General features: G+C 74.4%; 19 protein-coding genes. 5 read left to right on the top strand and 14 right to left on the bottom strand.

Annotated features, from left to right (window positions below):
- Positions 1-10: 10 nt before the first annotated feature.
- From HCN08_RS09625 to HCN08_RS09610, 4 genes are all read right to left on the bottom strand, one after another.
- On the bottom strand, positions 11-1,279 hold the full coding sequence (locus HCN08_RS09625) for a beta-ketoacyl synthase N-terminal-like domain-containing protein (protein WP_167982508.1): 1,269 nt from the start codon (positions 1,277-1,279) through the stop codon (positions 11-13).
- Positions 1,276-2,541, bottom strand: coding sequence for a beta-ketoacyl-[acyl-carrier-protein] synthase family protein (locus tag HCN08_RS09620; protein WP_167982507.1), 1,266 nt, complete (start codon positions 2,539-2,541; stop codon positions 1,276-1,278). The genes HCN08_RS09625 and HCN08_RS09620 overlap by 4 nt, the downstream gene beginning before the upstream one ends.
- Entirely contained in the window at positions 2,538-2,999 is a 462-nt protein-coding gene (locus HCN08_RS09615) for a cupin domain-containing protein (protein ID WP_167982506.1), read from the bottom strand. Before HCN08_RS09615 ends, HCN08_RS09620 begins: the two co-directional genes overlap by 4 nt.
- Before the next feature lie 97 nt (positions 3,000-3,096).
- Positions 3,097-4,215 carry a SchA/CurD-like domain-containing protein gene (locus tag HCN08_RS09610; RefSeq protein WP_167982505.1) on the bottom strand — a complete coding sequence of 373 codons (1,119 nt, stop codon included), beginning with the start codon at positions 4,213-4,215 and terminating at the stop codon, positions 3,097-3,099.
- Between the two features lie 278 nt (positions 4,216-4,493).
- Between HCN08_RS09610 and HCN08_RS09605 the strand changes: the two genes are divergently transcribed.
- Complete coding sequence (locus HCN08_RS09605; RefSeq protein ID WP_167982504.1) at positions 4,494-6,491, top strand: FAD-dependent oxidoreductase; 1,998 nt, start codon at positions 4,494-4,496, stop codon at positions 6,489-6,491.
- 78 nt (positions 6,492-6,569) lie between these two features.
- On the opposite strand, the gene HCN08_RS09600 is transcribed toward HCN08_RS09605, so the two are convergent.
- From HCN08_RS09600 to HCN08_RS09585, 4 genes are read right to left on the bottom strand one after another with little or no spacing between them, the layout of a single operon-like run.
- Positions 6,570-8,978 (bottom strand): beta-xylosidase/alpha-l-arabinosidase, encoded by a 2,409-nt coding sequence (locus HCN08_RS09600; protein ID WP_407648719.1) that lies wholly within the window; start codon positions 8,976-8,978, stop codon positions 6,570-6,572.
- Complete coding sequence (locus tag HCN08_RS09595) at positions 8,975-9,793, bottom strand: carbohydrate ABC transporter permease (RefSeq protein ID WP_167982503.1); 819 nt, start codon at positions 9,791-9,793, stop codon at positions 8,975-8,977. Before HCN08_RS09595 ends, HCN08_RS09600 begins: the two co-directional genes overlap by 4 nt.
- A complete protein-coding gene (locus tag HCN08_RS09590) occupies positions 9,793-10,749 on the bottom strand; it encodes a carbohydrate ABC transporter permease (protein WP_167982502.1) in 957 nt (318 codons plus the stop codon). The genes HCN08_RS09595 and HCN08_RS09590 overlap by 1 nt, the downstream gene beginning before the upstream one ends.
- A gap of 14 nt (positions 10,750-10,763) precedes the next feature.
- Positions 10,764-12,062, bottom strand: a complete 1,299-nt coding sequence (locus tag HCN08_RS09585) for an ABC transporter substrate-binding protein (RefSeq protein WP_167982501.1) — start codon at positions 12,060-12,062, stop codon at positions 10,764-10,766.
- A 142-nt stretch (positions 12,063-12,204) separates the two neighbouring features.
- Here HCN08_RS09585 and HCN08_RS09580 point away from each other — a divergent pair, with 142 nt between their 5' ends.
- From HCN08_RS09580 to HCN08_RS09570, 3 genes are all read left to right on the top strand, one after another.
- Complete coding sequence (locus tag HCN08_RS09580; protein ID WP_167982500.1) at positions 12,205-13,227, top strand: LacI family DNA-binding transcriptional regulator; 1,023 nt, start codon at positions 12,205-12,207, stop codon at positions 13,225-13,227.
- Positions 13,228-13,288: 61 nt separating this feature from the next.
- Positions 13,289-14,497, top strand: coding sequence for a PP2C family protein-serine/threonine phosphatase (locus HCN08_RS09575; RefSeq protein WP_167982499.1), 1,209 nt, complete (start codon positions 13,289-13,291; stop codon positions 14,495-14,497).
- 322 nt (positions 14,498-14,819) lie between these two features.
- The gene (locus HCN08_RS09570; RefSeq protein ID WP_167982498.1) at positions 14,820-16,130 is read left to right on the top strand and encodes a chloride channel protein; all 1,311 of its coding nucleotides are present in this window, start codon (positions 14,820-14,822) and stop codon (positions 16,128-16,130) included.
- A 227-nt stretch (positions 16,131-16,357) separates the two neighbouring features.
- Here the strand turns inward: HCN08_RS09570 and HCN08_RS09565 are convergent, their stop codons facing one another.
- Positions 16,358-17,182: a helix-turn-helix domain-containing protein gene (locus HCN08_RS09565; RefSeq protein ID WP_322974349.1), complete on the bottom strand. Its 825-nt coding sequence runs from the start codon at positions 17,180-17,182 to the stop codon at positions 16,358-16,360.
- An 87-nt stretch (positions 17,183-17,269) separates the two neighbouring features.
- On the opposite strand from HCN08_RS09565, the gene HCN08_RS09560 reads away from it, so the two are divergent.
- On the top strand, positions 17,270-18,133 hold the full coding sequence (locus tag HCN08_RS09560) for an NAD(P)H-binding protein (RefSeq protein ID WP_167982496.1): 864 nt from the start codon (positions 17,270-17,272) through the stop codon (positions 18,131-18,133).
- 15 nt (positions 18,134-18,148) lie between these two features.
- Here HCN08_RS09560 and HCN08_RS09555 read toward each other — a convergent pair whose 3' ends face one another.
- From HCN08_RS09555 to HCN08_RS36890, 5 genes are all read right to left on the bottom strand, one after another.
- Positions 18,149-19,312: an LLM class flavin-dependent oxidoreductase gene (locus HCN08_RS09555; protein ID WP_167982495.1), complete on the bottom strand. Its 1,164-nt coding sequence runs from the start codon at positions 19,310-19,312 to the stop codon at positions 18,149-18,151.
- 36 nt (positions 19,313-19,348) lie between these two features.
- Positions 19,349-20,584, bottom strand: coding sequence for an SfnB family sulfur acquisition oxidoreductase (locus HCN08_RS09550; RefSeq protein ID WP_167982494.1), 1,236 nt, complete (start codon positions 20,582-20,584; stop codon positions 19,349-19,351).
- Positions 20,556-21,125, bottom strand: a complete 570-nt coding sequence (gene ssuE, locus HCN08_RS09545) for an NADPH-dependent FMN reductase (RefSeq protein ID WP_167982493.1) — start codon at positions 21,123-21,125, stop codon at positions 20,556-20,558. Before ssuE ends, HCN08_RS09550 begins: the two co-directional genes overlap by 29 nt.
- A 28-nt stretch (positions 21,126-21,153) precedes the next feature.
- A complete protein-coding gene (gene sfnG / locus HCN08_RS09540) occupies positions 21,154-22,338 on the bottom strand; it encodes a dimethylsulfone monooxygenase SfnG (RefSeq protein WP_167982492.1) in 1,185 nt (394 codons plus the stop codon).
- Between the two features lie 209 nt (positions 22,339-22,547).
- A complete protein-coding gene (locus HCN08_RS36890; RefSeq protein ID WP_407648723.1) occupies positions 22,548-22,619 on the bottom strand; it encodes a putative leader peptide in 72 nt (23 codons plus the stop codon).
- Positions 22,620-22,755: the final 136 nt, after the last annotated feature.

Genomic DNA, 22,755 nt, shown 5'->3' with positions numbered 1-22,755 from the left:
GTGCCGGCCGTCACGGCCGGGCGTCGGCGCCGTGCCGCAGCAGCAGCGCGGAGTTGGAGCCGAGCAGGCCGCGGCTGAGCACCAGCGCGGTGCGCAGATCGGCGGGCCTGGCCCGGCCGGTGACCAGGTCGAGGCCGTCGCGTACGTCGGTGACGTTCGGCGTCGGCGGGACGACCGCGTGTTCCATGGCCAGCACCGCGCAGGCCACGTCCAGCGCCGCGGCGCCGCAGAAGGCGCGCCCGGTACCGGTCTTGGGGGCGGTGACCGGCACCCGGGCCGCGTGCCGGCCCAGCGCGTCGGCCAGCGCCAGCGCCTCGGCGCGGTCGGCGGCCGGCACGCCGAGCGCGTCGGCGAAGACCACGTCGACCTCCTCCGGCGCCATGCCCGCCTCGTCCAGCGCGCCGCGGACGGCACGGGCCAGCCCCTCGCGGGAGGCCGCCCAGTCCCCGGACCCGGTGAAGGTCGCCGCGTGCCCGGCGACCACCGCCCGTGCGGTGACCCCGCGTTCGTGCGCCGCGGTCTCCTCCTCGGCCACGAACATCGCGCCGCCCTCGGCGGGCACGAAACCGCACGCCCGGTCGGTGAAGGGCAGATACGCCCGCAGCGGATCGCGCTCCAGGCTCAGCTCGGGATAGCCGAGCTGGCACACGATCGAGTAGGGCGCGAGCGGCGCCTCGGTGGCGCCGACCACCATCGCCGCGGTGCTGCCCCGGATGCCGCGCGCGGCGTGCGCGAAGGCGTCCAGACCGCCGGCCTCGTCGGCGGCGACCACCCCGCAGGGGCCCTTGAAGCCGCCGCGGATGGATATCTGGCCGGTACTGGCGGCGTAGAACCACGCGATGGACTGGTACGGGCCGACGAACCGCGGCCCGCTGCCCCACAGCTGCTGCAGCTCGCGCTGGCCGAACTCGCCGCCGCCGGAACCGGCCGCGGTCACCACGCCGATGCCGTACTCGCCGGCCGACGCCGCGTCCAGCGCCGCGTCGCGCAGCGCCATGTCGGCGGCGGCCATCGCGAAGTGGCTGAACCGGTCGGTCTGCACCAGGAAGCGCTCCTCGACCAGCGAGGCCGGGTCAAACCCGGTCACCTCGCCGGCCACGGCCAGCGGCAGCCCGCCGCAGCCCTCCCGGGTGACGGCGCCCAGGGCGCTGACGCCCTCCTCGGTCGCCTTCCAGTACGCGTCGGCGCCGACGCCGGTCGGCGCGACCACGCCCATCCCGGTGATGACGGTACGGCGCCGCTGCCGCGCCGCGGCACGCCCGGTGGTCTTCGCGGTCATCGGCTCGCCTCCTCCCGGTTGAGGACCACGGCGGACTGGAAGCCGCCGAAGCCGCTGCCCACGGACAGCACCGTCCGCAGGTCCCGCTCCCGGGCGACCTTGGGCACGTAGTCCAGGTCGCACTCGGGGTCGGGTGTCTCGTAGTTGGCGGTGGGCGGCACCACGCCGTGCTCCATCGCCAGCGCGCACGCGGCCAGTTCGATCGCGCCGATCGCGCCCAGGGAGTGCCCGACCATGGACTTGATCGAGCTCATCGGGGTGCTGCGGGCGTGCTCGCCCAGCGACCGCTTGACGGCCGCGGTCTCGTGCCGGTCGTTCTGCTTGGTGCCCGAGCCGTGCGCGTTGACGTAGTCCACGGCGGTGCGGTCGGTACGGCCGTGCGCGAGCGCGTGGTCGATGGCCCGGGACATCTCCAGGCCCTCCCGGGTGAGCCCGGTCATGTGGTGCGCGTTGCCGAACGAGGCGTAGCCGGTGACCTCGCAGTAGATGTGGGCGCCGCGGGCGCGGGCCCGCTCCAGCTCCTCCAGCACCAGCACCGCGCCGCCCTCGCCGAGGACGAAGCCGTCCCGGTCGGCGTCGAAGGGGCGGGAGGCGTGCTCCGGGTCGTCGTTGTTGGGCGAGGTCGCCTTGATCGCGTCGAAGCAGGCCACCGTGATCGGCGATATGGGGGAGTCCGAGGCGCCCGCTATGCAGATGTCGGCCCGGCCCTCCTCGATGCTCTGGAAGGCGTAGCCGACCGCGTCCAGGCCCGAGGTGCAGCCGGTGGACACCGTCTGGACCGGGCCCCGGGCGCCGATCTGCTCGGCGACCTCCGCGGTCAGCGCGCTCGGCGTGAACGCCCGGTGCAGATGCTGCTGCGCCTGCCGGTGGTCCACGTCCCAGCGGTCACCGCCCGCGCTGACCAGCGCGTAGTCGTGCTCCAGCCGGGTCGTGCCGCCGACGGCGGTGCCCAGCGACACCGCGATACGCCACGGGTCCTCGGCCGCCGGGTCCAGCCCCGCGTCGTGCAGCGCCTCGTCGGCCGAGGCCATCGCGAACTGCACATAGCGGTCGGCGCGGGCCAGCCGCACCGGGTCCAGGCCGCACGCGGCCGGGTCGAAGTCGCACTCGGCGGCTATTCGGGAGCGGAAGCCCGAGGCGTCGAAGCGCGTGATGCGCCGGGTCGCGGTGCGCCCCGCGGTCAGCAGGTCCCAGAACGCCGGCACGCCCACCCCGCCGGGGGCGACCACCCCGACGCCGGTCACCGCCACACGCCGGGTCACGAGACCGCCCCCGCCGCCTCCGGCGGCCGGCCCGCGCCGGCCTTCGCGCGGTCCGTGTCCAGCGGGTTGCCCGCGGCGTCCTCGGTGTCCACGTGCCCGAGCTCCGGGCGCGGCGCGAGCGGGCCCAGGTGGAAGACCATCCGGGCCTCGCCGCCGCCGACGTTGCGGAACCGGTGCCGTACGTCCTTCGGGATCAGCAGGCCGTGGTCGGCGGACAGGGCGTACGCCGTGCCGTCGAGGTCGACCTCCAGCTCGCCGCTGACGACGAACACGAACTCCTCGGAGTAGGGGTGGTAGTGCTCGGCGATCCGCTCGCCGCGCTGCATGATCGCCACGCCCATGAACCCGCTGGTCGACCCGCTGACGGTCGGGGTGAGCATGGCGCGCAGATCACCACCGCGGCGCCGGTTGGGCTCGATGTCGTCGACGTGCACGATCCGTGGGGGCTGAGCGGTCATGTCGGGTGCCTCCTGGGGGAATCACAGCGGGTGGCCGCGGGGGTTCCGCGGCCGTGACGCGGCCTGCGGGAAGGACGGGAAGGGGCTCGGGAGCGGCTCAGGAGTCCTGCGCGTGGCGGTCGGTGATCGGGGTCATCTCGCAGTGCGCGAGCAGTTCGCCGCGGCCCCGGTCGGTGGCCAGGTCCCGCTCGGCGCCGGGCAGTTCGAGCAGCCGGCCGAGCTCGGCGGCCAGGTCGCGGTCGGCGGTGCCGGTGGTCAGCGCCAGGTCCTGGTCGGCGGGCGCTGCCAGGTCGATCACCCGCACCACGACGTCGTCGCGCTGGAAGACCGTGCTGCGCACCAGCGGCCCCGTCGGGTCGGCCGCCGCCAGCTCGTCGGACCTGGCCAGCACCCGGGCGGCAGCCGCGCCGCTGCCCGCGCGCACCGGGTAGCGCAGCGCGTAGCGCCGCGGCTGCCCGTGCCGCTCGGCCTCGGCGACCGCCTCGTGCACCGCCGGCAGCGAGGCCCGGCTGAAGAACGCCCGCGCCGCCTCCGGGTCGTTCAGGTCGCGCTCCTCCTCCAGGTACGGGTTGATGGCCTCCTCGACCGCCCGCACCTCCGGCTGCTGCGCCACGTGCCGCAGCGCCGCCGCCAGGTTGCCGCGCACCTCGACCGCGCGCACCACCCGGTTGCCGTGCATGAACAGCGTCGTCCTGCACAGCCGGGTGGCCGAGTCGACCCGGGCGGCCGGCGAGGCGTACTCGCTCAGCAGCTTGGCGACGTGCTCCTCGCTGCCCGGGCGGACGGTGAAGGTGATCGCGTGCCGGATGCGGCCGTCGCCGGCCCGCTCGGGACGCGGCGCCCGGCTGCCGGTGTGCCCGGCCGCGGACGTCTCGCGCAGCACGTCGAAGCGCAGCGAGCGGGTGTCGTTGACGCACTCGTGCATCGGCTTGACCATCTCCCGGTGCTCGGGGCTGTCCACCCACGCCAGGAACGGCTCGGCGCTCTCCCACTCGCTGGTGATCAGCCACTGCGAGGGGTCCTCGATGGACTGGCACAGCTGGTCGCTGACGTGCCCGGGCACGGAGGCGACCTGGTCGCGCAGCAGCTGGTAGGCGTCCAGGAAGCGCTGCTGCGCGCCCCGCTTGACGTCCAGCAGCAGCACCACCCGCAGCGGCGACGTCTGCGGCGCGGTCGCGGTGCCCGCCGTCCCCGGCTCTTCGGACAGGGTCGTCATCTTGCGTTTCTCCTTCGGCTTCGGCGTCGGCTGCCGGATCTGCGAGGGATCCCGATCTGCGTTGATCGTCCGTCGATGCCGCCAACGACGCGAGATCTGCGGTCCATGCGGGCGAATGCGCCGCCGCCGCACCGGCACGAGGGGCCCGTCCGGGCAAAGGAGGAAGGCGGGACCGGACGACGGCGTGCCGGGCCCCGGGCCCGCGCCGAAGGCGGCGCGGGCCCCGCGAACCGGCGGCGCCCCGCCGCGCCCCGCGCCCGTACAGGCAGGAGCAACACATGCAACCGACGCCCCACGACCCGGCCGGCGCTCCCGCCGGTACCCCCGCCCCCACCGCTGCCCCCGCCGATGCCCGGGCCACCGACCGCGTGCCGGTCCTGGTCGTCGGCGGTTCCCTGGTGGGGCTGTCCGCCTCGCTCTTCCTCGGCCGGCTCGGCGTACGCCACCTGCTGGTCGAGAAGCACGCCGCGACCTCGCACCACCCGCGCGGGCGCGGCAACAACGTGCGCACCATGGAGCTGTTCAGGACCGCGGGCGTCGAGCCGGCGATCCGGCGGGCCGCCGCGGTGCTGGCCCGCAACCACGGCATCCTGCAGGCCGAGTCGCTCACCGGCGACAACCAGCGCTGGCTGTTCCGCGAGATCGACCCCGGCGGCGGCCTGGCCGCCTGCAGCCCGACCGGGTGGTGCCTGTGCAGCCAGAACGACCTGGAGCCGGTGCTGCTGGAGCACGCCCGGGCGCTCGGCGGCGACATCCGCTTCGGCACCGAGCTGACGTCCTTCCGGCAGGACTCCGGCGGGGTGACCGCCGAGCTGCTGGACCGCGAGTCGGGGCGCACCCGCACCGTGCGGGCCGACTACCTGGTCGCCGCCGACGGGCCGCGAAGCCCGGTCCGGCACGCCCTCGGGATCGGCCAGACCGGCGCGGGCGAGCTGTTCCACAACGTCAGCGTCACCTTCCGGGCCAAGCGGCTCGCCGAGGTCGTCGGGGACCGGCACTTCATCGCCTGCTACCTCACCAACCCCGACGCCGACGGGGCGCTGCTGCCGGTCGACAACGAGGCGGAGTGGGTCTTCCACCTGCCGTGGCACCCCGAACGCGGCGAACCGCTGGAGGCGTTCACCGACGAGCGGTGCGCCGCGCACATCCGCACCGCGGTCGGCGTGCCGGGCCTGGAGATCGAGATCACCGGAAAGGCCCCCTGGCACGCCGCCGAACGGGTGGCCGAGCACTACGTCGAGGGCCGGGTGCTGCTCGCCGGCGACTCCGCCCACGAGATGTCGCCCACCGGCGCGTTCGGCTCCAACACCGGCATCCAGGACGCGCACAACCTGGCCTGGAAGCTCGCCGCGGTGCTCGACGGCTGGGCGGGACCGGGGCTGCTGGACACCTACGGCGCCGAGCGGCGGCCGGTCGCGGTGGCCACCAGCGCCCGCGCCTCCGAGCGCTCCGCCGAGCACAGCCACCCCGGCTACGACGCGCTGCCCACCGGCGGCGGCCGGCAGAGCGGGGTGCTGACCGTGGCGCTCGGCTACCGCTACCCCGCGGGCGCGGTCGTCGGCGTCGACCCCGACCGCCCCGTCGTCCCGCGGCCCCCGGCCCCGCCCGCGGGCCCCGGCAACACCGGCGGCCCGGTCGCCCCGCACCTCCCCGGCACCCCGGGCGCCCCCGGCCCCACCCCGCCGCAGCCGGGCGGCCCGGCCCTGCCCGGCACCGCGCGGCCCGGCGCGGCCCCGCAGGCCCCGGCCCCGCAGGATGCCGCCGGGAGCCAGGGCGCACCGGCCGCGCAGCACTCACCGGCCCCGCAGGGCGTCGCCGCGCGCGGCAGCACGGCCGAGGACCGCGGCGGGCCCGCACCGCAGCGGCCCGCCGGACCCGGCGGCGCCGGGCCGCGGCTCTGGGTCGGCGACCCGGGCACGCGCGCCCCGCACCTGTGGGTGACCCGGCGCGGTGAGCGGGTGTCCACCCTCGACCTGTACGAGCGGCGGTTCGTGCTGCTCACCGGCGTCGACGGCGGCGCCGCCTGGCACGAGGCGGGCGGGCGCGCCGCCCGGCGGCTCGGCGTGCCGCTGGACCGCTACCGGCTGGGCGCGGAAGGCGGCGCCGACCTCGTCACCGAGCCGGGCGCGGACTGGGCCGCGGCCCACAGCGCGGGCCGGGACGGCGCGGTGCTGGTACGCCCCGACGGCTTCGTCGCCTGGCGCGCCACCGGCGCCCACCGCGACCCCGAGGCCGAACTGACCGACGTGCTGCGCCAGGTGCTCTGCCTGACCTGACCGCCGGAGAAGAAGCGCGGCGGCGGACGGCCCGCCACCCGGGCCGTCCGCCGCCGCTGCCTGCTCCCGCCCCGCCGGTCAGCCGACCGGCACCGGCTCGGGCTCGGGCTCCTGCTCCTGCGACGTGGTGAACGTCGCGTGCAGCCGGCGGGTGTGGTCGAGCTCGCGCACCTGGCCGGTGAGCGTCGCGATCACCGTCAGCCGCAGGTCCGTGGAGGACGCGCCGAGCCGCAGCTCCAGCTCGCCGGGCTCCACGATGCGGCGGCCGTCGCGCCCGGTGAAGGACGCCAGGTCCGCGGGCACGGCGACCTCGACCCGGGCCGACCGCCCCGGTTCCAGGTCCACCCGGCGGTAGCCGATCAGCCGCTGCACCGGCTGCACCACCGAGGCGACCGGGTCGTGCAGGTAGAGCTGCACGACCTCGGTGCCGGCCCGCTCACCGGTGTTGCGGACGGTGAAGGCCAGCCGGATCTCGCCGTCGGTGCCGGTCTGCAGGTCCGGCACGTCGAGGTCGGTCCACTGGAAGGTGGTGTACGTCAGGCCGTGACCGAAGCCGTACGCGGGCGTCGGGTCGATGTTGGACGACTCGCTCGCGTGCGACAGCTTCGCCACCAGGTACGTGGACGGCTGGGTGCCGGGCTGCCGGGGGATGCTGACGGGCAGCCGGCCCGAGGGCGCGACCCGGCCGGACAGCACACCGGCGACCGCCCGCGTGCCCTCCTCGCCGGGGAAGAACGTCTGCACGATCGCCGCCGCCTCGCCCACCGCGCGGCCCAGCACGTACGGCCGGCCCGCGAGCATCGTGACGACCACCGGCGTGCCTGCGTCCAGGACCGCGTCGAGCAGCTGCTGCTGCACGCCGGGCAGGGTCAGCGACTCGGCGTCGCAGCCCTCGCCGCTGGTGCCGCGGCCGAACAGGCCGGCCCGGTCGCCGAGCGCCAGGACAACGATGTCCGCCTCGGCGGCCACCCGCACCGCCTCGGCGATGCCGCTGGTGTCGTCGGTGTCGACGTCCGCGCCGCGGGCGGTGACGATCTCGCTGTCCGGGAACTCCTCGGCCAGCGCCTCGCGCAGCGTCGGCAGTTCGATGCCGACCGGCACCTCCGGGTGCTGGCTGCCGACGTGCACGGGGAAGGAGTAGCAGCCCAGCACCGCGGTCGGGACCTCGGCGTTGGGGCCGATGACCGCGATCCTGGCCGGGCGGCCCAGCGGCAGCGTGCCGCCCTCGTTGCGCAGCAGCACCACGCCCTGCTCGGCGATCCTGCGGGCGATCTCCCGGTTCTGCGCCGAGTCCAGGTCGACCGTGCCGCGCAGCGCCGCGGTGTCGTCCAGGTCCCGGCCCGCCAGTGCCTCGGGCACCGGGTTCCAGTCCGGGTCCAGCAGGCCGAGCTGCACCTTCTGCACCAGCACCCGGCGCAGCGCGCGGTCGATGTGCGCCTCGGGCACCTGGCCGTCGGCGACCGCCTTGAGCAGCGGCTCACCGAACGCCTTGACGGTGGGCAGCTCGACGTCCACGCCCGCGTTCAGCGCGGCCCCGGCCGCCTCGCCGAGGGTGCCGGCCACGCCGTGCAGCGTCTTGAGGAAGGCGATGCCGAAGTAGTCGGCGACGACGGTGCCGGTAAAGCCCCAGGTCTCGCGCAGCAGCCCGGTCAGCAGCTCGGCGTCGGCGGCCGAGGGAAGGCCGTCGGTGTCGGTGTAGGCGTGCATGACCGAGCGGACGCCGCCCTCGCGGATCGCCATCTCGAACGGTGCCAGCATGATGTCGGCGCGCTCCCGGGCGCCCATCGACACCGGAGCGAGGTTGCGCCCGGCGCGCGAGGCGGAGTAGCCCACGAAGTGCTTGAGCGTCGCCACGATGCCCGCGGACTCCAGGCCCTGGACGTAGGCGGTGGCGACGGTGCCGATGAGATACGGGTCCTCGCCGATCGTCTCCTCCACCCGGCCCCAGCGGGCGTCGCGCACCACGTCGAGCACCGGGGCCAGGCCCTGGTGGACGCCGACGGCGCGCATGTCCTGCCCGATCCGGGCCGCCATGGCGCGTACCAGCTCCGGGTCAAACCCGGCGCCCCACGACAGCGGCACCGGGTAGGCGGTGGCCCCCCAGGTCGAGAAGCCGGCCAGGCACTCCTCGTGCGCGAGCGCGGGTATGCCGAACCGGTTCGCCGCGGCGATGGAGCGCTGGGTGCGCAGCAGCGACAGCGCGCCGAGCGCGGGGTCGACCGGCGCGGTGCCGTACGACCGGGTCAGCTGGCCGAGACCCTGCGGCAGCAGGCTCTCCAGGGTGACCGGTTCCTCCATCTCGTGCTGGTACGGGGCGACCTCGCCGCCTTCGTCGGACGCACCCACCCAGATGCCGAACAGCTGCGCGACCTTTTCCTGCAGGGTCATCGCGGCGATCAGCGCGTCGGCCCGGTCTTCCGGGGCGAGGGTGGTGTTCCTCCACGGGGGAGTAGCGGACTTTGTCTCTTCGGCCACGGTGCCGGTCACTTTCCTCCGACGCCCATGAGTCCCTGGACCAGGGCACGGCGGGCGAACAGGTAGACGATGAAGATGGGCAGCATCGACAGCACGACCGCGGCCAGCAGGCCGGGGACGTCGATGCCGTGCTCGGTCTGGAAGTTGAACAGGCCCAGGGTGATGACCTTCGACGGTTCGTTCTGGGTGAGGACCAGCGGGAAGAGGAAGCCGTTCCACGCCTGGAGGGCGGAGAAGACGACGATGGTGGAAAGCCCGCTCTTGGACAGCGGCACCACCAGCTGGAAGAACGTCCGGGCCGGCGAGGCGCCGTCCATGGCCATGGCCTCGTACAGCTCGGAGTTGATCTCCCGCATCACACCGGTGAGCACCAGCGCGCAGACCGGCAGCGAGAAGGCCGCGGTCGGCAGGATCACGCCGATGAGGTTGTCGTACAGGCCGGCCTTGGTGATGAGGTAGAACATCGGCACGATCACCGCCTGCGACGGGATCGCCAGGCCCAGCAGGAACAGCCGGAAGACCCCGGTGGTGGTGCGGCCCTGGCTGCGCACGATCGCGTACGACAGCGGCGGGATCAGCAGCAGCACGATCGCCACCACCGCCGCCGTCACCAGGACGGTGTTGAGGAAGTAGTGGCCGAAGCCGTTGGAGAAGTCCTGGGTGTAGTTGGACAGCGTGAAGTGCTTGGGCCACGACAGCGGGCCGTTCGAGGAGTAGTCCGAACGGCTCTGCAGGGTCGCGGCGAGCATCACGTACAGCGGCAGGCCGATCAGCACCAGCCAGACCAGCGAGCCGAGACCGGCGAGGTAATTGGGACGGCGCTTCATCACAGTCCCTCCGACGAGCTGCGCATCTTGTCGTAACCGGAGAACTTGACGATGACGAGCGAGATGATCGTGGCGACGACCACCAGGATCAGCGCGATGGCCGAGGCGTAGCCGAACTGGAAGTCCTTGAAGCCCTTGACGTACGAGTAGTACGGCGTCGTCGTCGTGTCGGTGCCGGGGCCGCCCTGGGTCAGGATCAGCACGGTGTCGAACACGGTCATGCCGCCGACCACCATGAGGATCATCGAGGTGACCATGGTGGTGCGCAGCTGCGGCAGGGTGATGGACCAGAACTGACGCACCCGGCCGGCACCGTCGATCGCCGCGGCCTGGTAGAGCACCTGCGGGATCGCCCGGGTCGCGCCCTGGTAGATCAGGGTGTGGAACGGGGTGTACTGCCACGCGCCGACGAAGATCAGCACCCCGATCGCGGTGCTCTGGTGGCCGAACAGGTTGCCGTCCCCGAACAGCCACCTGGCCTGCGAGGGCACGCCGAAGTTCGGGTCGAGCAGGGCCCGCCACAGGATTGAGATCGCCGTCGCCGACAGCAGCAGCGGGATGAAGTAGATGGCGGACAGCACCGCCCGGTTGCGCTGCTTGCCGGCCGCCCACACGCCGAGCAGGATGCTCAGCGGGGTCTGGACGACGACACCGAGGACCGTGGTCAGCAGCGTGAGCCAGATGCTCTGCAGCATGACGTGGTCGTGGAAGAGCGTCTTCCAGTTGTCCACGCCGGTGAAGGACAGCGCGTCGACGCCGTCCCACTCGGCGAAGGACAGCACCGCCACCATGATCAGCGGCACGACGGCGAACAGAGTGAAGAACAGAGTGGCGGGCGCCGCCCAGGCAAGACCTGGGCGGGCCACGGAGGCGCCGGACCTGCGGCCCGGCCGGCCGGCGCCGGCCCGTGGAACGGGCCGGCGCTTCTCCACCCTGGGTGAATCAGTGGTGGTCATTTCTGGATCCCGGTTCAGGACGTGGGCAGGGCCTGCATGGCCTTGATGAACCCGTCGGCGTCGAGCTTGCCGTCGAAGAACTGCTGCACCGCGGTGTGCATCGCGTTGCTGGCCGACTGCGGGTAGGCCTGGTCCCACGACAGCTGGAACGACGGGGCGGCCTTCACCAGGTCGTACTGGAACTTGGAGTAGGCCGGGTCGGCGGCGGTGTCCAGGAAGTTCGTGGTGTTGGTGGTGGTCGGCAGGTTGCCGATCGCCATCTGGGCCTTCACGAACTCGTCGCTGTACTGCAGCTTGAGGAACTGCGCGATGGCGTCCGGGTACTTGGTCTTCTTCAGGACCGAGTAGTAGTTGTTGGTGTTGCCGACGATGTCGCTCTGGTCGCCCTTGCCGTCCGAGACGGTCGGGAAGGTGCTGTAGCCCAGGCCGGTCTTGGCGAAGTCGGGGTTGTCCTGCTGCTGCTGCGAGTAGTACCAGGAACCCATGAGCTCGAAGCCGGCCTTGCCCTGCGCGACCAGCGCGACCGAGCCGCCGTCGGTGTACTTGACCGAGTCGAAGTTGGTGCCGAAGGCGCCGGCGTCGATCAGCTGCTTGAGCTTGTCGAGCGCCGCGTGGCTGTCGGGGGAGTCCCACGCGGTCTTGTCGCCGCCGAGGGCCTTGTCGAACAGGCTCGGGCCCGCCATGCGGTCGTACATGTACTCGTACCACATGAGCGTCGGCCACTGGTCGCCGCCGCCGAGCGCGATCGGGGTGATGTGCTTGTCCTTGAGGACCTTGACCGCGTTGAGCAGGTCGTCCCAGGTCTTCGGGGCGGTCAGGCCGTTGTCGGCCAGCACCTTCTTGTTGTTGAACAGCAGGACGGGCTGGGTGCCGCGCATCGGGATGCCGTAGGACTTGCCGTCCAGGACGGCGCCGTTGAAGACGGACGGCAGGAAGTCGGACTTGAGCGCCGGGTCCTTGGCGATCATGTCGTCGAGGGGCAGGAGGAGGCCGGCCTTGACGAAGGGCGCGATGCTGCCGCCGCCCCAGTTGAAGAAGACGTCCGGCGCCTGCTTGGTGTTGATGATCGTCTGCAGCTTGGTCTGGTAGTCCGCGCCGGGGATCGTCTGCAGCTTCGCCTTGACCTTCGACGTCTTGTTGAAGGTGTCGACTATCTGCTTCTCGACCTTGTTGCTCGCGTCGCCGTAGACGAGCACCGTGAAGCTGCCAGAGCCGCTGCTGCTGGAGCTGCCGCCGCCGCACGCGGCCAGCGTCAGCCCGAGGGCGAGTACCACGCTGCCGGCCACAGCACGGGGAAGCCATCTCTTCTTCATCGTCCAGCCTTTCGAAATATTTCGGCACCCTCGCCGAAAATTGCTGCGCGGTGTGACGCTAAGGTGCGGCCCCGAAACGGTCAACCCTCGTGGTCCGGGTTATCAAAGCGTTACGCGCAGATGTGTCGTACGCTGCGCTCTTATGGATGCAGAGGCGGACGAGAGTCGGGTCACACTCGCCCAGGTCGCCGAAACTGCCGGGGTCTCGGTCTCGACAGTTTCGAAGGTGTTGAACGGTCGTCAGGATGTCTCGGCCCTGACGAGGTTGAAGGTGGAACGGCTCCTGGAGCTGCACGGATACCGCCGCACGACCCGTGGCGGGTCCGAGGCACCGCTGATCGAGATCGTCTTCCACGAACTGGACGCGATCTGGGCGATGGAGCTGATCCTGGGCGTCGAGAAGGTCGCCAAGGAGATCGGCGGCAGTGTCGTGCTCACCGAGAGCGGCACCCGGCACTCGCCGGACAACGAGTGGATCGAGGGCGTGCTGCGGCGCCGCCCGCTGGGCGTGATCCTGGTCTTCTCGGCGCTGCCGCACGAGTTCAAGCAGCAGCTGCGCAGCCGGTCGATCCCCTTTGTGATCATCGACCCGGCCGGCGACCCGGAACCGGACGTGCCCTCGGTCGGCTCGGCCAACTGGTCCGGCGGGCTCGCCGCGACCCGGCACCTGATCGAGCTCGGGCACCGGCGGATCGGCATCATCACCGGGCCCGAGGACATGATGTGCTCGCTCGCCCGGCTCGACGGCTTCCGCTCGGCCATGACGACCGCCGGCCTGGAGATCGACCCCGACCTGATCGCGTTCGGCGACTTCCACGTCGAGGGCGGCTACGAGCAGGCCATGCGGATGCTCTCCCGGCCGGACCGGCCCACCGCGATCTTCGCCGGCAGCGACCTGCAGGCCATCGGCGTGCTGGAGGCGGCCGGCGCGCACGGCCTGCGCACCCCCGCCGACCTGTCGGTGGTCGGCTACGACGACGTCGCCGTCGCCCAGTGGTCCCGCCCGGCGCTGACCACCGTGCGCCAGCCGCTGCGCCGGATGGCCGAGGAGGCCTCCCGGATGATGCTGCGGCTGCGGGCGGCGCCCGCCACGACCTCCACCACCCGGATGGAGCTGGCCACCAGCCTGGTGATCCGCCGCAGCACCGCTCCGCCACCGGCCTGAGCTGCCCCGGGCGCCGGGCCGTGCGCGGGTGACCGGGGACGTCCGGCGGTATTTTGGGCTTATGACCTCACCTGGTGCGTCGGAGGACCCGCACCTGCCGAGGTTCGTGCGCTCGGCGGCGTCCCGGCTGGTGGCCGCCCTGCTGCTGCTCGTGCTGCTGCTGGTCGTCGACGTGGCCGCCGGCCCGCAGATCCGGATCGGCGGGATCATGGTCGGGGTGCCGGCGCTCTCGGCGGTCTTCCTCGGACCGGCCGCGGTGCTCATCGTCGTCGCGGCCACCTTCCCGTGCCTGGCCCTCGCCGCCGCGAGCAACCACCAGCTCGACACCGCCAACTTCCCCGTCGTGCTGGCCACCGTGACCTTGATCGGCGCCGCCTCCGTCATGGCCGCCGCGGTACGGCAGCGGCGCGAGCACGAACTGGCCCAGGCCCGCTGGGTCGCCGCCATCACCCAGCGGGCGCTGCTGCGCCCGCTGCCGACCCGGCTCGGCCCGCTCGCCATCGCCTCGGCGTATCTGGCCGCCGACCGCGAGGCCGCCATCGGCGGCGACCTGTACGCCGCGGCCGACCTCGGCGGCGGCCGGATCCGGGTGCTGGTCGGCGACGTCCAGGGCAAGGGCATGGCCGCGGTCGAGGTCACCGGCATGCTGCTGGCCGCCTTCCGCCGTACCGCCCGCGGCCGGGTCCCGCTGCGGGAGCTGCCCGCCGCGCTCGACGAGAGCCTGCGCGACGACCTCGCCGACCCCGCCGAGGCCCCGCAGGCGCCCCCGCCGCCCCCGCCGGAGCCCGGGCTCGGGCTGGGCCTCGGGGCGGAGCCCGGGCCGGCCGGCGGCGCGGACAAGGCCGTCTCGCCGGCCTTCCTGGAGCGCTTCGTGACCGCCGTGCTGGTCGACGTCGCCCCCGGCGGCGAGAGCATCAGCGTCGCCAACTGCGGCCACCCGCCGCCGATCCTGCTGCACCGCGGCCAGGTCCTGCCGCTGGAGTGCGGCCGGCCGGCCGTACCGCTGGGCCTCGGCGACCTCACCCCGGAGACCCAGCACCTGGACACCTACGACCTCGACATCGGCGACGTACTGCTGCTCTACACCGACGGCGTCATCGAGGCCCGCGACGGCGAGGGAGCCTTCTACCCGCTCACCGACCGGCTCGCCGACTGGCGCGATCTCGCCCCCGCCGACCTGCTGCTCGCCCTCACCGCCGACCTCGCCCGGTACGTCGGCAGCCGCCTGGGCGACGACGTCGCCGTGGTCGCCCTCCAGCGGGTGGCCTGAGCCCCCCACCGGGCGGTTTTCCCCGCTCCGCCGCGCGCCCCGGCCCGCCCCCGCCACCATGGCGGTTAGTGTGCGCTGACCGCCGCGGCGGGCCGTGCCGCCCGGCCCGTTCCGCGCGCCTTTCGTATACGGGCCGGCCGCCGCGCCGGACGGCGTTCGTATACGGGCGGGCCGTGCGCGGGCGCCGAGCCAGGAGGGGACCATCAGCGAGCAGACACCGCCCGGCACCCCACCCGCCACCGGAGCCGCCACCGGACGCGCCACCGGACCGGCCGACGGAGCGCCCGGCGGCCCGCCGCACGAGGCGGACGCGCTGCGCGCCATGCTGCGCCGCCCCGGCTACCGCAAGGCGCTGGTCCTCAGCGGGCTCCTCGGCATCCCGGTCTCGCTCGTGGCGTTCTTCTTCCTCGCCGCGCTGCACGAGCTGGAACGCCTCCTGTGGACCGACTGGCCGCACCACATGGGCCACGACAAGCCGCCGTGGTGGTGGTCGCTGCCCGGCGCGCTGATCGCCGGGCTCGGGGTGAGCCTGGTCGTGCTGCGCTTCCCCGGCCGCGGCGGCCACATCCCCGCCGCCGGGCTGCACTCCGGCGGCCCGACCGCCGCCGCGCTGCCCGGCGTGGTGCTCGCCGCGCTGCTGTGCCTGCCCTTCGGCGCGGTGCTGGGCCCCGAGGCGCCGCTGATCGCCCTCGGCGGCGGCCTCGCGCTGCTCTTCCGCACCCTCGCCCGCGCCCCCGCGACCGAGGAGAGCAGCGCCCTGCTCGGCGCGGCGGGGTCGGCCGCCGCCATCTCCGCGATCTTCGGCAACCCGCTGGTCGCCGCGGTCATGCTGATGGAGGTCGCCGGCGTCGGCGGCCCGCGGCTGTTCGCGGTGATGCTGCCCGCGCTGCTGTCCAGCGGCGTCGGCGCGATCGTCTTCACCGGGTTCGGCCACTGGACGGGGCTGAAGACCGGCAACCTGCGGATCGGCCTGCCCGCGCCGCCGCTGCTGGACTGGGGCGACGTGCTGTGGTCGGTGCTCATGGCGCTGGCCATCGGGGTGGCGGTCCACTACGTGATGCGCGCCGGGCGGCTGACCGCCGTCCTCGTGGCCGCGCACCCGCTGCGCACCACCGTGCTCGCCGCGCTCGCCATGGGCTGCTGCCCCGCCGCCTACGCCGGCATCACCGGCCGCTCCCCGGCCGACGTCGCGCTGTCCGGCCAGGCGGCGCTGCCGCAACTGGCCGCGCACCCGCACTCCTGGCCGGTCGGCGCGCTGGTGGCCGTCCTGGCGTTCAAGGGCGCCGGCTATGCCTTCGCGCTGGGCAGCCTGCGCGGCGGCCCCATCTTCCCCGCGGTCTTCCTCGGCGCCGCCGCCGGCCTGCTGGCCTCCCCGCTGCCCGGCTTCGGCGTCGTCCCCGCGATGGCGGCGGGCATGGCCGCCGCCACCGCGGCGGCGCTGCGGCTGCCGGTCAGCGCGGTCGTGCTCGTCGCGCTGCTGCTGGGGCACACCGGGTCGCTGCCGGTGGTGGCGCTGGCCACCGTCGTCGCGTTCGTCACGACCGAGCTCCTTGCGGAGGGCCCGCCCATCCCGCCCTTCCGCAGCCGCGACCGCACGCGTACGGGCACGGGCACCGGCACACCGGCCGGCTAGGGCCTGTTTTAAAAGTAGCGTCGTCCCGCCCGTAAGGGCGGGGGCTGGCGGGGCTGGGTGCGTGCGATTGCAAGGCGGAGGGAGGAGAGCGCTGGGGGTACCTCCCGCCGAAGGCAGGGGGAGGGCTGCGCCGACGACCGACAACGCGGCTGGGGGCACCCCCACGCGCAGCCGTGGGGGAGTGCGTGCCCAGCCCCTCCGGGCAGACGGGACTTTTAAAACAGGCCCTAGGCGCCGCCGGTCGCGGGTGCCGCGGCGCACGGGGTCGGGGCGGGGCGGCGGCCCGCGCGGAAGGCGGCCGGCGTCACGCCGACGAGCATGCGGAAGTCCGCCGTCATGTGGGACTGGTCGTAGTAGCCGCGCTCGGACGCGAGCCCCGCGAGGTCCGTCCGGCCGGCACGCCCCGCGCCGCCCGTCTCGGCCAGCACCGCGCGGACCCGCTGGACCCGGGCGAAGTGCTTGGGCGACAGGCCGACCCGGTCGGCGAACAGCTCGCGCAGCCGCCGCTCGCTCACCGACAGCCGCCGGGCCAGCGCGGCGACCGGCTCCCCGCCGGCCGACAGCGACGCGACGGCCTCGCGCAGCAGCGCGTCACGCGGCTGCGCGCCGCGGCCCCCGCTGCCGGCCCCGTCGTCGGCCCCTTGGCCATCCAGCGCCGCCGGCAGCGCCCGCGCGACGCCCCGCAGCGTCGGGTCCGCGGCGGCCAGTTCGCCGAGCCGGTCCTCCCAGCGGGCCGCGCGGGCGCCCCACAGGTCGCCGAGCGCCACCGAGCGGTCCAGCAGCTCGCTGGCCGGCACCCCGAACACCGCCGCCGCGGCCCCCGGCCGCAGCCGGGCCCGTACGCACACCGGCGGCGTCTTGTCCGGGTGGTAGGAGGCGCGGCTGCGCGGGCCCACCACCCGCAGCTCGCCCGTGCCGGTGCCGTTCCGGCGGTAGACCACGGCGGTGGCGGCATCGGGCAGGAGCAGCAGCGACGCGGCGCCGCGGGGCCGGATCAGCGCCACGTCCGCGATCCACGGCCGGTGCGCGTCCGGCGGGGTCCTGGCGTCCACACCGGTCACTGTAACGAGACCGGCCGCCGTACGGGGCCGCCGGTTTCTCCTAGAACGCCGCGGCCGGGCGGTAGCACAGTTCCCGCCATGATCCTTGTCACCGGTGCCACGGGCACCATCGGTTCCGAAGTGGTCCGGGTCCTCGCCGAGCGCGGCGAGCAGGTCCGGGCGATGACACGCGACCCGGAGGCCGCCGTCCTGCCGCCGGACCTGCGGGCACACGTCCGGCTCGTCCGGGGCGACTTCGACGACCGCGCGTCCCTCGGCGCCGCGACGGCCGGCGCCGAGGCGGTCTTCCTGCTGTCCGCGCCGGGCGCGGGCCTCGCGCGGCACGACCGGGCGGCACTCGACGCGGTCCGCGAGCACGGCGTGGCCAGGGTGGTGAAGCTCTCCGCGATCGGCACCGGCGAGGACACCGGGCTGCGGGGCAACACCTGGCACCTCCCCGGCGAGCAGGGGCTCCCGGCCTCCGGCGCGGCCTGGACGGTGCTGCGGCCCACCGCCTTCGCCTCCAACACCCTGAGCTGGGCCGCCGACATCCGCGCGGGCCGGCCGGTCGCCAACCTCACCGGCAGCGGCGCGCAGGGCGTCGTCGACCCGCGGGACATCGCCGAGGTCGCCGCCGCCGCGCTGACCGCCCCCGGCCACCACGGCAGGACGTACACCCTGACCGGCCCCGAACTGCTGAGCACACCCGACCAGGTGGAGATCCTGGCCCAGGTGCTCGGCCGCCCGGTCGGCGTCGTCGACGTGCCCGAGGACGCGGCGAAGGAGCAGATGATCGCCGCCGGCTACGACGCCGAGCTCGCCGAGAGCGCGCTGGGCGGCCTGCGGTTCATCGCCGAGGGCCGCAACGCGCGGCTCACCGGCGACGTCGAGGCCGTGCTCGGCCGCCCGCCGCGCCGCTACGCCGACTGGGCCCGCGCGCACAAGGCCGCCTTCGACGGCTGAGCCGCGCGCGGAGCGCTAGCGTGCCGACCCGGCGAACGGGACGCCCACGGGCGCCGTCCGCCGGGCGCCGCCGTCCGCGTCCAGCGGGTGGGTCCACAGGCCGCGGGCCCCGAGCACCGGCAGCACGCCCTCGCCGAACCAGTACGCCTCCTCGACGTGCGGGTGCCCGGACAGCACGAACTCCTCGATGCCCAGGGCGTGGTATTCGGCGATCCGGTCGGCGACCTCGGTGTGGCTGCCGACCAGCGCGGTCCCCGCGCCGCCGCGGACCAGGCCGATCCCGGCCCACAGGTTGGGCGCGATCTCCAGGTCGTCGGCCCTGCCGCCGTGCAGGGCCAGCATCCGCCGCTGCCCCTCGGACTCGCTGCGGGCCAGCCCCGCCTGGATGCCCGCGACGACCTCCGGCGCGAAGCCGTCCAGCAGCCGCCGGGCCTCGGCCCACGCCTGCTCGGCGGTGTCCCGGGCGATGACGTGCAGCCGGATGCCGAACCTGACCTGCCGCCCCTCGGCGGCGGCCAGCTTCCGTATCCAGCCGATCTTCTCCGCCACGGCCGCCGGCGGCTCGCCCCAGGTGAGGTAGACGTCGCTGTGCCGGGCCGCGATCGTCCCGGCGGCGGGCGAGGAGCCGCCGAAGTAGACCTCGGGCACCGGGTCCGGCACCCTGCTCAGCCGCGCGCCCTCGACCCGGATGTGCTCCCCGGCCAGATCCACCGTCCGGCCCGCCCACAGCTCGCGCACCACGTGCAGGAACTCGCCGGTGCGGGCGTAGCGCTGCTCCTTGCCGAGGAAGTCGCCGTACGCGCGCTGCTCGTGGCTCTCCCCGCCGGTGACCACGTTGAGCAGCAGCCGGCCGCCGGAGTGCCGCTGGAAGGTCGCGGCCATCTGCGCGCCGAGCGTGGGGGAGACCGAGTCGGGGCGGAAGGCGACCAGGAACTTCAGCCGCTCGGTGGTCTGGCTGAGCATCGCCGTGGTGAGCCAGGCGTCCTCGCACCACGCGCCGGTCGGGGTCAGCGCGGCGACGAAGCCCAGATCCTCGGCGGCCCGCGCGACCTGCGTGAGGTAGCCGAGCGTCGCGGGCCGGTCGCCGGCCGCCGTGCCCATGGGGGTGCCGTGGCCGCCGCCGACGACGTTGCGGCTGTCGCCGTACGTGGGCAGGAACCAGTGGAAGGTGAGGGTCACAAGAGGTCTCCGTAAGGGGTGTCCGGGCGGCCGGCGTCAGAGCAGGCCGTGCCGGGGCGGGCGGGTGCCGCTGAGGACGTAGCGGCCGATGTGCTGCACCTTCCAGCGCGCCGGGTCGTGCAGGGTGTGGGTGCGCGCGTCGCGCCAGTGCCGGTCCAGGTGCAGCGAGCGCAGCGCCGAGCGGGTGCCGCCCAGCTCGAACAGCGCGCCCGACACCTCCACCGCGGCGCTCGCCGCGTACGCCTTGGCCGCGGCCACCGCGATCGACGCCTCGGCGGCGCTGTCGTCGGTGAGGTCCGCGCGGGCGGCGTCCACCGCCCGGGCCGCGTCGCCGAGCAGCGCCTGCGCGGCCCGTACCCGGATCGCCAGTTCGCCCACCTGCTGGATCAGCAGCGGGTCCTGCGCGGCCGTCTCGGCGCCGCTCTCGAACCACGGCCGGCTCTTGGTGCGGACGAAGTCCACCGCCTCGGCGAGCGCGCCGCCGGCGATGCCGGTGTCGATCGCCGCGTGCAGCAACTGGGCGACGGCGCCGTGCAGTTGCGGGCCGGTGAAGGTCAGGTGGTGCGGGACGACCCGGTCGGCGGGCACCCGCACGCCGTCCAGCCGGACCGTGCCGCTGGCCGTGGTGCGCTGGCCCATGCCGTCCCAGTCGTCCACCACGGTGACGCCGGGCGCGCCGGCGGCGACGTACGCCACATGCAGCGCCCCGTCGTCGCCGAGCCGGGCCAGCACCGGGATCCAGTCGGCGAACAGCGCGCCGGTCGCGTAGTGCTTGACGCCGGTCAGGACGTAGCCGTCGCCGTCCGGGGCCGGCTCCAGGCGGGTGCGGATGTCCTGGACGTGCGTGGTGCCCGCCTCGGACTGCGCGTTGCCCAGCCGGCGGCCGGCCAGGACCTCGGCGAAGAAGAAGCGCTGCTGCTCGGGCGTGCCCTGGGCGCGCAGCACATTGACGTAGACGAAGTGGCTCTGCGGGATCTGCGCGAGGCTGCCGTCGGCGCTCGCCAGCAGCCGGAAGACCTCGGCGAGCGTCGTCATGCCGACGTCCGCCCCGCCGTGCCCGGCCGGCACGGTGACCGCGAGCAGCCCGGTGGCGGTGAGCCGGTCCAGCTCGGCGCGCGGCAGCTCCCGGCCGGCGTCGCGCCGTGCGGCGCCGGCCCGGAAGTCGGCGGCGAGCGCGGCGGCGACGGCCAGCGCCTCCGCCGCGCCGGTGATCACCCGGGCGGTACGGGGCTGCGGCCGGCCGTCAGCGGAGGGCCGGGGCGGGGCGGTCACGAAGGGCCTCCTGGGAGTCGAGGGCGGTGGAGAACTGCTGGACGACCTGGCGCAAGGGCCCGGCCGCCGCGGGGTCGAGGGTGACGGTGCCGTCGTCGCCGACCGCGATGTGCCGGTCGAGCACGAACCAGCCCTGCACGATGTGCGCGGCGCCCATCGCCGACAGCACCGGGCGCAGCGCGTAGTCGATGGCCAGCACATGCGCGGTCGAGCCGCCGGTGGCCAGCGGCAGCACCGTCTTGCCGGCCAGCGCGTACTGCGGCAGCAGGTCGAAGAGGCACTTGAGCAGGCCGGAGTAGGCCGCCTTGTAGACGGGGGTGCCGATGACGGCGCCGTCCGCCGCGGCGAACAGCTCCACGGCCCGGGCGATCGCCGGATGGCCGAGATCGCCCGACAGCAGCGCCGCCGGGGGCAGGTCGCGGACGTCCAGCGCGGTGACGGTGTGGCCGTCCGCGGTGAGCGCGGCGTCCAGGGTGCGCAGCATACGGGCCGTGCGGGAGGTGGCGGAGGGGCTTGCGGAGACGGACAGAACGGTGGCCATGCAACCTCGTTTCGTCGCCGGGCGGTGGTCAGCGGGCGGCGGCGGGGGCCGCCGTCGCGCTCTGGGACGCGGCGCAGGACGCGGATCCGGCCGCCTCCAGCTCGCGCACCAGCGGCAGCACGCGCCTGCCGAAAAACTCGACCTCCTCCTTGTAGTGCAGGAAGCCCAGCAAAAACAGGTCCACTCCCAGCCGCCGGTAGGCCACGACGCGCTCGGCGATCTGCTCGGGCGTGCCGATCAGCCCGGTGCGGAAGCCGTCGTTGTACTGCACCAGGTCCTCGAACGAGGAGTCCTGCCACATGCCCTTGCCGTCGCCCGTGGACTGCCCCGCCTGCCGCACCGCGGCGCCGAATCCGGCCACCGCGTCGGTGTCGGCCTTCGCGACGATCTCGCGCAGCGTCTCGCGCGCCTCGGCCTCGGTGTCGCGGGCGATCAGGAAGCCGTTCAGGCCGAACTTCGGTGCCCGGCGGCCGGCGGCTGCCGCGGCGGTGCGGATGTCGGCGAGCTGCTCGGTGACGCCGGCGAAGTCCTTGCCGTTGGAGAAGTACCAGTCGGACACCCGGCCCGCCATCGCCCGGGCGGCCGTGGAGTTGCCGCCCTGGAAGATCTCCGGATGCGGGCGGTCCTCGCTGATCAGCGGCTTGGGCTTGAGGGAGAAGTCGCGGATGCGGTAGAAGTCGCCGGCCAACTCGACATGGTCCTCGGTCCAGATCGCGCGCAGCGCCCGGATGAACTCCTCCGAGCGGCGGTAGCGCTCGTCGTGCTCCAGCCACGGCTCGCCCAGCGCGGTGAACTCGCCCTTGAACCAGCCGCTGACGACGTTGACGGCGAACCGCCCGCCGGACAGGTGGTCGGCGGTCGCGCCGAGCTTGGCCAGCACACCGGGGTGCCACAGGCCCGGGTGGACGGCGGCGATGACCTTCAGCCGCCGGGTGGCGAGCAGCAGGGCGAGGCTGAAGCTCGTCGACTCGTGCTGGTACTCGGCGCCGTAGCTGGCCATGTACCGCACCTGGCTGAGGGCGTACTCGAAGCCGTTGTCCTCGGCGAGGACGGCCAGTTCGCGGTTGTAGTCGTATCCCCAGTCGGTGCGCTGCTCGATCCGGCTGGTGACCAGGCCGCCGCTGACGTTGGGGACCCAGTAGGCGAACCGCGCGGGCGGGAGCGGCAGTTCGGCGGACGGCGGGGACGGCGGGGACGGCGGGAAAGCGGGCATGCGGGACTCCGAGGCAGGTGGTGGCCGGCACGCGGGACCCCGGGCCGCGCGGGCGCGCCGGGTCGCCGGCGGCGCCGGGAGACGGTGAGGGGGTGGTGCGGGGCCGCGCCGGAACCGGCCGTACGGCGGCGGGGGACGCGCGGGGGAGCGGGGCGCGGGCGGCCGGCGCTAGCGCGCGCGGGCGGCGCCCGGTGCGGGGAGGGCCCGGGTCAGCGGCAACAGAAGGCGCTGGCGACGCGTGCGAGGTCGATGTGCCGCCGCTTGGTCAGAATGCCGCGCACGTCGCCCACCTCTCCGCCTCATGGTCACGGCCCTGCGTTCGACAGCCAGCGTAGGCGTCGCACCGGTGAGCGGTCGAGACGGCACTGACGAACGGTTGATAGGGTTTCCCTACCACGTCACGGCCCTCCCGTGCCC

The sequence above is a fragment of the Actinacidiphila epipremni genome, assembly GCF_012034175.1.
Classification (GTDB): Bacteria; Actinomycetota; Actinomycetes; order Streptomycetales; family Streptomycetaceae; genus Actinacidiphila; species Actinacidiphila epipremni.
The sequence above is the reverse complement of the archived record's forward strand: the minus strand, read 5'-3'. Positions and strand labels throughout refer to the sequence as shown.

What these genes read in the sequence shown, in the direction of transcription:
- HCN08_RS09605 (WP_167982504.1), top strand. Translation starts at nt 4,494, where the DNA reads ATGCAACCGACGCCCCACGACCCGGCCGGCGCTCCCGCCGGTACCCCC.
- HCN08_RS09590 (WP_167982502.1), bottom strand. Translation starts at nt 10,749, where the DNA reads ATGACCACCACTGATTCACCCAGGGTGGAGAAGCGCCGGCCCGTTCCA.
- HCN08_RS09560 (WP_167982496.1), top strand. Translation starts at nt 17,270, where the DNA reads ATGATCCTTGTCACCGGTGCCACGGGCACCATCGGTTCCGAAGTGGTC.
- HCN08_RS09610 (WP_167982505.1), bottom strand. Translation starts at nt 4,215, where the DNA reads ATGACGACCCTGTCCGAAGAGCCGGGGACGGCGGGCACCGCGACCGCG.
- HCN08_RS09585 (WP_167982501.1), bottom strand. Translation starts at nt 12,062, where the DNA reads ATGAAGAAGAGATGGCTTCCCCGTGCTGTGGCCGGCAGCGTGGTACTC.
- HCN08_RS09575 (WP_167982499.1), top strand. Translation starts at nt 13,289, where the DNA reads ATGACCTCACCTGGTGCGTCGGAGGACCCGCACCTGCCGAGGTTCGTG.
- HCN08_RS09570 (WP_167982498.1), top strand. Translation starts at nt 14,820, where the DNA reads ATGCTGCGCCGCCCCGGCTACCGCAAGGCGCTGGTCCTCAGCGGGCTC.
- HCN08_RS09595 (WP_167982503.1), bottom strand. Translation starts at nt 9,793, where the DNA reads ATGAAGCGCCGTCCCAATTACCTCGCCGGTCTCGGCTCGCTGGTCTGG.
- HCN08_RS09580 (WP_167982500.1), top strand. Translation starts at nt 12,205, where the DNA reads ATGGATGCAGAGGCGGACGAGAGTCGGGTCACACTCGCCCAGGTCGCC.
- HCN08_RS09625 (WP_167982508.1), bottom strand. Translation starts at nt 1,279, where the DNA reads ATGACCGCGAAGACCACCGGGCGTGCCGCGGCGCGGCAGCGGCGCCGT.
- HCN08_RS09615 (WP_167982506.1), bottom strand. Translation starts at nt 2,999, where the DNA reads ATGACCGCTCAGCCCCCACGGATCGTGCACGTCGACGACATCGAGCCC.
- sfnG (WP_167982492.1), bottom strand. Translation starts at nt 22,338, where the DNA reads ATGCCCGCTTTCCCGCCGTCCCCGCCGTCCCCGCCGTCCGCCGAACTG.
- ssuE (WP_167982493.1), bottom strand. Translation starts at nt 21,125, where the DNA reads ATGGCCACCGTTCTGTCCGTCTCCGCAAGCCCCTCCGCCACCTCCCGC.